The organism is Dietzia sp. B19 (assembly GCF_014145155.1).
GTDB lineage: Bacteria > Actinomycetota > Actinomycetes > Mycobacteriales > Mycobacteriaceae > Dietzia > Dietzia natronolimnaea.
This window is the reverse complement of record NZ_JAALED010000323.1, coordinates 1-2,226: the sequence shown is the minus strand read 5'-3', so window position 1 is coordinate 2,226 and position 2,226 is coordinate 1. Positions and strand designations below refer to the sequence as shown.

The following is a 2,226-nucleotide window of genomic DNA, read 5'->3' as shown; positions in this document are numbered from 1 at the left end:
AGATCCTCGCCTGCCCCGAGGACAAGGGTCCGCTCCTCCTGGCGGGCGACGACACGCTCTACAACCCCCGCCTCCGCCGCGCGTACCGGATCGATGACGGTATCCCGGTCCTACTGGTGGAGGAGTCACGTCAGGTGGATGACGCCGAGCACGCGGACCTGCTCGCCGCCGCGGGCGCAGCTCCACAGGAGTGACCCGGCGGTACGCCGGGGCGGACCCGTTCCGCACGCTGCTCCGCGAAGCGGACCCGGCCGGGGCCGCGCGCGCACTGCTCGGGGGTGTCCTGACCCATGACTCCGTCTCGGTCCGGGTGGTCGAGGTGGAGGCCTACGGCGGACCGGTCGACTCAGCCCATCCGGATCCCGCCGCGCACACCTGGCCGGGTCCGACCCCGCGAAACGAGGTGATGTTCGGCGACGCCGGTCACCTGTACGTCTACCTGAGCCACGGGATCCACCGGTGCGTCAACATCACCTGCCGGCCCGCGGGCGAGGGCGGCGGGGTACTGCTGCGCGCCGCCCGGGTGGAGGGCGGACACCGGGTGGTGGACGACCGCCGGCCCGGTATACCCGTGGAACACGCGGCCCGCGGGCCGGGGAATCTCGGCAAGGTGTTGGGTATCGATCTCTCCCACCGGGGAACGGATGTCCTCGACCCGACGTCGTCGGTCACCTTCCGTCCCGATCCGGTACCCGAGTCGCAGATCCGGTCCGGCCCCAGGGTGGGTGTCTCCCGTGAGGCGGAACGCCCCTGGCGGTTCTGGCTGGCGGCCGCCCGGGAGGTCTCCGCCTACCGGCGCAGTCCTCGCGCGCCGAGGGTGACGCACCCCGCCCCGTGGTAGCCCACCGCGTCGATGGGGAACAATGGCACGCGTGACTTCCAACATCCTCGAAGACCTACAGTGGCGGGGGCTCATCGCGCAGTCGACCGACCTCGACGCGCTCCGTGCCCATCTCGACGAGGGCACCGTGTCGTTGTACTGCGGCTTCGATCCCACCGGTCCGAGCCTGCACGCAGGTCACCTGATCCCGCTTCTCACCCTGCGGCGGTTCCAGCTGGCCGGGCACCGACCGATCGTGCTGGCCGGGGGAGCGACAGGGATGATCGGCGACCCCCGCGAGGTGGGGGAGCGCACCATGAACACCGCGGACACCGTGGCCGAGTGGGCCGAGCGCATCACCGGTCAGCTCGAGCTCTTCGTGGACCTCACCGAGGGGCCCGTGGGCGCGCGGGTGGTCAACAACATGCAGTGGACCGGTCACCTGACCGCCATCCAGTTCCTCCGCGACGTCGGCAAGCACTTCTCGCTCAACACCATGCTCGGGCGTGACACGGTCAAGCGTCGTCTGGACGGTGACGGGATCTCGTACACCGAGTTCTCTTACATGCTCCTGCAGGCCAACGATTTCGTGCAGCTGCGTCGCACCATGGGGTGCACGCTGCAGATCGGCGGCTCCGATCAGTGGGGGAACATCGTCGGTGGCGTCGATCTGAACCGCCGGATGGACGGGGAATCGGTGCACGCGATGACCGTTCCCCTGGTCACCTCGTCCGACGGGAAGAAGTTCGGCAAGTCGACGGGCGGTGGGAGCCTCTGGCTCGACCCGGCCCTGACCAGCGCTTACACCTGGTACCAGTACTTCCTCAACACCTCAGATGCCGACGTGGTCCGCTACCTGCGGTGGTTCTCGTTCCTGGGCCGGGAGGAGATCGACGAGTTGGACGCACTCACCCGGGAGAAGCCGCACCTGCGGGCGGCGCAGAAGCGCCTGGCCGAGGAGATGACCACGATGGTGCACGGGGTGGCGGCCACGGAATCGGTGCAGGCGGCGTCCCAGGCACTGTTCGGACGCGGAGAGTTGACCGAGCTCGACGAGCGGACCCTCCGTGCCGCGCTCGAGGACGCCGGCGCGGTCGAGCTGGGATCCGACGAGCCGAGGACGATCGTCGATCTGCTGGTCGCGTCCGGTCTGTGCGAGAGCAAGGGTGCGGCGCGACGTGCCGTCGGTGAGGGCGGCGCGTACGTCAACAACCAGCGCGTCGACGATGTCGAGTGGGCGCCCGCGACGAGCGACCTCCTGCACGGGGCCTGGCTGGTCCTCCGGCGCGGCAAGAAGAACCTGGCCGGGGTCCGGATCCACTGATCCGGGGAGTAGGGGCAGACGGCGCCGGTACACACCGGCGCCGTCTCGCATTTCTCCCGTTGACCTGGCGATTTGCGTTTGG

3 protein-coding genes are annotated in these 2,226 nt (G+C 69.5%); all 3 read left to right on the top strand.

Features of this window, described 5'->3' with window-relative positions; translation table 11 throughout:
• Nucleotides 1-2 precede the first annotated feature (2 nt).
• Genes G6020_RS09830 through tyrS form a run of 3 tightly spaced genes read left to right on the top strand, consistent with a single transcriptional unit; the run spans nucleotide 3 to nucleotide 2,144 of the window.
• Nucleotides 3-194: a Trm112 family protein gene (locus G6020_RS09830; protein WP_347238349.1), complete on the top strand. Its 192-nt coding sequence runs from the start codon at nucleotides 3-5 to the stop codon at nucleotides 192-194.
• Nucleotides 191-841, top strand: a complete 651-nt coding sequence (locus G6020_RS09825) for a DNA-3-methyladenine glycosylase (protein ID WP_182610492.1) — start codon at nucleotides 191-193, stop codon at nucleotides 839-841. The genes G6020_RS09830 and G6020_RS09825 overlap by 4 nt, the downstream gene beginning before the upstream one ends.
• 31 nt (nucleotides 842-872) lie before the next feature.
• Complete coding sequence (gene tyrS / locus G6020_RS09820; protein WP_311201625.1) at nucleotides 873-2,144, top strand: tyrosine--tRNA ligase; 1,272 nt, start codon at nucleotides 873-875, stop codon at nucleotides 2,142-2,144.
• Nucleotides 2,145-2,226 lie beyond the last annotated feature (82 nt).